The sequence below is a fragment of the Serratia sp. 14-2641 genome, from assembly GCF_001692375.1.
Taxonomy (GTDB): Bacteria; Pseudomonadota; Gammaproteobacteria; order Enterobacterales; family Enterobacteriaceae; genus Chania; species Chania fonticola_C.
The window spans coordinates 1-6,196 of the sequence record NZ_LXKR01000068.1 but is presented as its reverse complement, the minus strand read 5'-3'; the positions used below and the strand labels follow the sequence as shown (position 1 = coordinate 6,196).

The window sequence follows — 6,196 nt, the reverse complement described above, 5'->3', positions numbered from 1 at the left end:
GATGCCGAAGGCATTGACCGTATTGGTTTGCGGTCGGTTTTTGACATCTTCCAGCAGCTCCTGAGCCCGCGAACGACCGCCGGTGATGAAGTTCATCATTCGCAGATCGTCTTCACGACCAAAGCGCCGCGCCATGGACGCAATGGCCAGCGCCACATCGTTTTGTGCCTTGGCGTCGGAATAAATCAGCCCCTTGCCAAGAGCGAGTTGGTTGAGCACATAACCCAGCAGCGTTTCCGTCTTGCCTGCACCGGTGGTGCCAAACATCAGGATGTGCCGCGTCATGTCATCCATCGACAGCCACAACTCACGCCCCGCATCACGCCCACGCAGATACCCCAGATAGAGGATGCCGGCTGCCTTGCCCATGGCGATACGCATGACCGTCACGGGCAAGAAACCAAACAACTTGCCCGGCACCTGCCGCTGTGTAGAAGGGTCGAGCCGATCCATATCGGTAGGCATACGCATCGGCATTTGCCAGGGTTCCATCAGCATCGCGGGCGCCCAGAACACCATCACGGGCAGCGTTAACCACAACGTGACCGGCCAAACCACACCGGCGATGACAGCCCCGGTCATCCCCAGCGCCAGCCCTCCCGGGGACAACATCCAGTCCCCCAGGGCTGAGTGATAAACACGGCGGTTAACGCGGTTGCGTTCAACGCCATAGTCAGTGGGTTGCATCCGGCGTCTCCTTCTCGCTCAGGAACTGACTCAGTTGGGCTGGGTCTCGCAGGACTGCCTGGGGTACATAGCGACCATCATCCGCAATCACCCAGGGCGTACCCGGAATGCGATAGGCCTGATAGGCCACCTCGTTGACGCCCAGTGCCTTTTCAGCCACATCACAGGTGCTGTCGGCTTTCTTGTCGACTGGGGGTTGTTTACCCAGCTGCAGTCCATCCGTACCAACAGTAAATAATGCCTGCCAGGCAGCTGGCCGTTGCTCCGGCGGCAAGCACAACACCGGGGTGATGGCAGCAATGGATTTCTCGCGCCCAATCACGGCCACCGGGAAGACGACCACGTTCGCCAAATGGGCTGCAGCCACTAATGCCGGCTCCAGATGCCGGCAATTCGGGCAGTTGGGATCAGCAAACACGTATAAGGTACGGTCATGGCCAGAGGAATAGTTCACGGTGAACAATTGGCGATCGGCAGCACTTTTCAGCTTCTGCGGCAGGGTTGCCCGGACTGACGTCGGCAGCGCCCAGCCATCTTCTTGCGCGGCAGTTCGCGTTTGCTGGACAGGAACAGGTATTTCAGGACGTATGGCTTTCGCGTTGGTATGCGGAGGAAGCGCTGGCGGCAAAACCAAAGGCGGTGGTGTCAGGCTAACCTCTGGCCCCATCCCCAAGGGTGCAACCTCCCGGGACTGCGCCAGGTAAACACCCAGCATGACCCCGACAAACAGCAACGCACCAGCCATCGTCAACCGAGTACCCCATCGGGAGCGCCATTTTTCCGCCTGCTGCAGCTGCGCACCGGACAAGGCCGCAAGCAACTGATCGTTGCCACCATTAGCGCTGGACTCAACTGTGAATACGTTCCCCAACGTGTCGCAGCACATCACCCCAGCGTCAGACAGGAAAAAAGTCGGCTGGCGGCGCAGGTCGACAGTACACAAAGTACGGACACCACCGTTCTCCCCAGTACGTTGAACGACTAACAGATTATCGCGAATGTATACGGAGAAAGGCGCATAGCTTGATTTTGCACGCATGGAATATCCTTTTAATTCAAATACAGGTCGACACCAGAGCCTGATTAGCCTGGCGTACAAATGGGGTAAAATTCGGTGGATGTGATCAGATAAATCAAGAGGGGTGACGCTAGGCTGCAGTTGTCTCCTCGCTGTCCGGCGGGTCGGTAATGGCATAAACAGCGGACATCACCGACTGTTCTGCCGCCTGGCGACGACTAATCACCACCAGTGTATACGGATAGACCAGACCCAGACTTTCCAGATCGGCCTGCAGCCCTTCAACAGCTTGCTCCACCATGATGCCCGGACGAGGCAATCCCAACTTGCCAGCGCGCACCTCGGCCCGAGCCTGAGCAGCAATACCAGCACCTTCGACAAACACCTTGGCGGTATCTGCCGAATGCAGGCCATACCACAATGTACGGTCAACACCCTTGAGCCAACGAAAACGCGCCGGGGGCAATCGCAGGTCACGGGCATACAACCCAACCAGCGCACTGCGCACATACCCATGTCGCGCCAACCACTCGTTGACGCCTGGTGCTTGAACCACGCGTTCAAACGCTGTATTGGCCAACGGGAACAACGGCACAGGTGAAACCCGCTTGCGCCGTAAAAAACGCCGCACTACGCAGGAGCGATTCAGGTCATCCAGCAACCGTGACGCCGCCGCCCGATCGTTCAGGAATACTTGCAGACCAAACACTGCCAGCAGGGCGCGTTCATAAGGGTGCCAATTTGTCACATTACACATTGTTTTTCCCAACTGCGCAGTGAAGACCTCCGCTGCGGCAGTCCGATCGAGCGTCTTGCGTTGAACGAGTTGATGTTGCGTGGTGAAGTCTTCGGGTTTCAGCGCCCAAACATTCGCCGGTGCGGGATCATTCATCAGGCCATCCGGCCCGGATGCCATGGCCAGAACAGGCATCACGGAGGGGGCAAAGCCACTGACCAGGCCCGGCAACGTATGGACATTGATGGACCGTTTGCTGCGAAAAGCCAGAACGGGGTGCTGCGCCAGCGCGATAAAGCTGGCCACAACGATCGGCACCAGGAACAACAGTAAGATACCTGAAGTGGCGTTCATCACATTAAGCCACTCATCGAAGGTAACGCTGGCGGCGTGATTGGCCGTGTCGGCCAGCAGGTTAATTTTTCCACCGGTCCAGTTATGGATGCGGGGAACATCTACCGCAGTCCAGAGCCAGTACAATACCCAGCAACTCCCGTATACAAACGAATCAAAAAATAGCCAACACAATAGAACGGCAGCGCAGAAGGCCAGGAACATTTGCCCTTGATCGCCGTCCCACGCGCTCTGCGATGGGCGGTTATACATAGAGGAACTCGCAAAAAAGAACACCGGCTAAAAGCCGGTGTTGAGGGTGTTTGCCACCCGATGAGGTGACTAGAGGGGGATAAGGTACGGCTCAGGCCAGGCGAGGGATCGCGATATGGTTTTCACGCTCCAGCTGCTCACGGTGAATATCAACATACTCAGAGAACGGCATCGCCGGCTGATATTGCTTGAACTCCATAGAACCCAACGTATCAAACCAGCGCTGGGCCCAAGGGGTCGCAATTTCAATGCGGGGCAACTCAGGGAGTTTGGTGTAAAGGCGGAACATCTTTCCTTCCACTTCCCGATTGGTCCAGTCGTTCATATCCAGTCCAATCACGTCCACTTCACCTTTGCGGATACGGTGCACGTAAAGGATGGTGCCGCGCTTGATATCGATACCCAGATATTTACCATCACCTTCATGGAACATCTCATAGCCTTGCTCTGGCATAAAGAAATCGGAACTTTTTATATCATTGGTAATGATTTTCAAAAGACGGCGTTTTTTTAAAACATGAAAGAAGAATACAGCTACTGGGATTATTACCCCCATCCAGATTGTTCCAACAATAATATATATGTCGCTACCTGTCTTACCAGGGGCACTAATGGCAAACAGAGATAAAAGCCCCAATATGAGCAGACACGGGAGAGCAACTAACCCATAAGCAAGTTTGATAAGGAAAAAAGTGAACTCTTTCCCTGTTTTTAGTCGCTGAGCCATAAAATCTCCTCCTCTATGATTGAATACATTATACCCAACCACTGTGTATTTGTCAGGGGGTTTCTACTGTATTCCATCAGTTTCATTACCCTTTCCAGACCGCTTCGGCATATTGCGCATACCGGGAATTCGCTGCGATCCCGTACCTGCAGCACCGAACATATTTTTCATATTATCGACCAAGCCACCCATAACATTATTCCCTTCTCGACCACCGAGGAATGAGATCACATAATCTGGCAGTGAGGCCTGTAAGCTGAATAAGCGCGTCACGCCAAAGGTGGCAATACGTGCATATATCATCAGCCAGCCGACCATTTTGACCAACCCCATAATCGAGTCAGCATTAGCGTTGGCCAGGGCTGAAGCAAACAACAAATTGAGTACCGTGCCGCCGGCAATCGCCGCCACAGAGGCGAAGAAGAACCCCAACACCATCAGCGACGGCCGCAACATCATGTCAATCAGGAAAATATACCCATATGCGCTGCGGCTCCCCTTGTCTTCTTCTGCCCCCAGATGCGTCGCTGACCACATTGGTCCTGCTGCGCACCCAATCAGCACGCTGACAATCCAGTTAAAGAAGCCCGTCATCCAGAAAATAAAAGGGACGGCCGGCAAAAATACCGCCAGTGAGAATCCGATAGCCAAAAGTGCAAACATAAAGAAGTAGAACATTGGCGCCATCGCGCCCATCACATCCTTCACCACCGCGCCGGCATCAACCGCAAAGATCTTACTTGCCCACCCCACCGGTGAGTTACTGGCCGCCGATGCAATCGCCCAAGTGCCGGCATAGGCTGCCATCAGCGTTTCTGTGGTACCCAGCGTATAATCGCCTACTTCTTGCATTTTAATCAGTGGGTTAACTTGCTCAGTGTAGTCTGAATTTGCTCCTATATTTCTCGTTGCTATAAAGTTAGTTAGCCTTTGTATAGGACTTTTTAATATGCCAACAAATACAGAGTTGGGCTCTTGAGCTGCACCGGCTGCACTAATCTCACTCTCCGTTTGTGTTCCCAGGGGGGGTGTATAGGTACTGTTCTGCACCTGTGCGCGATAAGCGGTAAACACCTGGTTATACAAGTCTCCCGTACCGTGCTCACCCACCCCACTCATGCCACTGGTGATCGGCGTCGCGTTGGCCACATCGTTGGTTTTACTGTTGGCGGTCGCGAAGGTGTGATACCAGGCTCCCAGAGAAACCCAGCCATAACTCTTGATCTGATTAACCAGTTGGCTCTGCAGCGAATCCTTGTAGTTGATCTGGTTCAACGCTTTGTTGACCGTATCTTCATAATCGGCCGCCGCATTCTGGATGTCGGTTTCCACATCCTGAAAACTGCCACTGTCCTGATCACGTTTACTCAGATAGGTATCGACGAAATCCATTGCCGCCCGATCCAGCGACGTCTGCATCCTGTCCAACGCCTGCTTTTGTGACGCCACGACACTGTCGGTATCGACCTTGCTGTCAAACAACAAGTTCCATACACCGCTACGGGCAGAGTTCGGTGTTTTCGCCGACCCGCAAATGGCGCTGCCATTACCGGTCTCATACTCACCGTTGCCTCCTTTCGTACTCATCATGGGTGTATTCGCTTCCCCTGACGCATAAAGTGCCTGTAGTTCGCGGTTGATGGCATATTTACACAGGTTCATTTCAAAAATGGCCCGTGCAGCTGAACGGGTCGCCGGCGCGGTCGGCTGCGTGACCATCGAATATCCGCTGGCCATCATATCCGCCGCCTTATCTGTTAGCAGATTGGCGCTACCGACGCCCATCACCGATGCCGCCCACAGCATCACCAATTGCGAAATTGACCACCCCGAGCCGGTAGGCACCAGCGTGATAAAGCCCGCAAAGGTCATAACAGGATATAGCATTGAGCGTGCACCATTAAACACACGCCCTTCATGTCCAGCCTTCACGACGGTTTTCATCGTCACGGTCAAAAACCAGAACAGGGCTATGGCACAAAGCACACCGTTAATAATGGCAAACAGCGAGCCAATCAACGTTTGTTGCCCAGGGTTAAACGGATGCAGAACCACATCCCCAAAGATCATGACCAGCGCCTGGCGCGATAAGTCATTGGTTTTCTGTGCAGCGTCTGCGATGGTCTGATAATTCACACCGTCGGCAAACGCCGGCCAGGAAAAGAGCAGCAGCAAGCCTGCTGACCACAGCCTTTTGAGAAATTTCATCGTGTTGTCCGTATATTAGACCCCGGCAGATCGCAGGGTAGAAGGCAGGGAAGTGAATGAGGCGTCAAAGGGGGATATGCAGTCGGGCTGTCAGCGCCAATAACCTAATGACACTACTTGCCGGCAACAGCGATTCTCCGACCGGAAATCACCGAACGTCCCCTTTTCTTCTTTACTGACGCGCTGCGTATTGAGTTGCCACAGGCGATACGTC

General features: G+C 54.1%; 4 protein-coding genes and 1 pseudogene. All 5 read right to left on the bottom strand.

Going from position 1 to position 6,196, the window contains the following annotated elements; all coding sequences use genetic code 11:
- A pseudogene (locus tag A6U95_RS23305) lies at positions 1 to 687 on the bottom strand (ATP-binding protein); the annotation flags it as partial.
- On the bottom strand, positions 674 to 1,726 hold the full coding sequence (locus A6U95_RS23300; protein ID WP_065686233.1) for a DsbC family protein: 1,053 nt from the start codon (positions 1,724 to 1,726) through the stop codon (positions 674 to 676). The gene A6U95_RS23300 and the pseudogene A6U95_RS23305, both read right to left, overlap by 14 nt.
- A gap of 109 nt (positions 1,727 to 1,835) precedes the next feature.
- Positions 1,836 to 2,921, bottom strand: a complete 1,086-nt coding sequence (locus tag A6U95_RS23295; protein ID WP_198927322.1) for a conjugal transfer protein — start codon at positions 2,919 to 2,921, stop codon at positions 1,836 to 1,838.
- A 217-nt stretch (positions 2,922 to 3,138) separates the two neighbouring features.
- On the bottom strand, positions 3,139 to 3,774 hold the full coding sequence (gene excA, locus A6U95_RS23290; RefSeq protein WP_065686231.1) for a plasmid IncI1-type surface exclusion protein ExcA: 636 nt from the start codon (positions 3,772 to 3,774) through the stop codon (positions 3,139 to 3,141).
- 63 nt (positions 3,775 to 3,837) lie between these two features.
- On the bottom strand, positions 3,838 to 5,982 hold the full coding sequence (locus tag A6U95_RS23285) for a DotA/TraY family protein (RefSeq protein ID WP_065686230.1): 2,145 nt from the start codon (positions 5,980 to 5,982) through the stop codon (positions 3,838 to 3,840).
- Positions 5,983 to 6,196 lie beyond the last annotated feature (214 nt).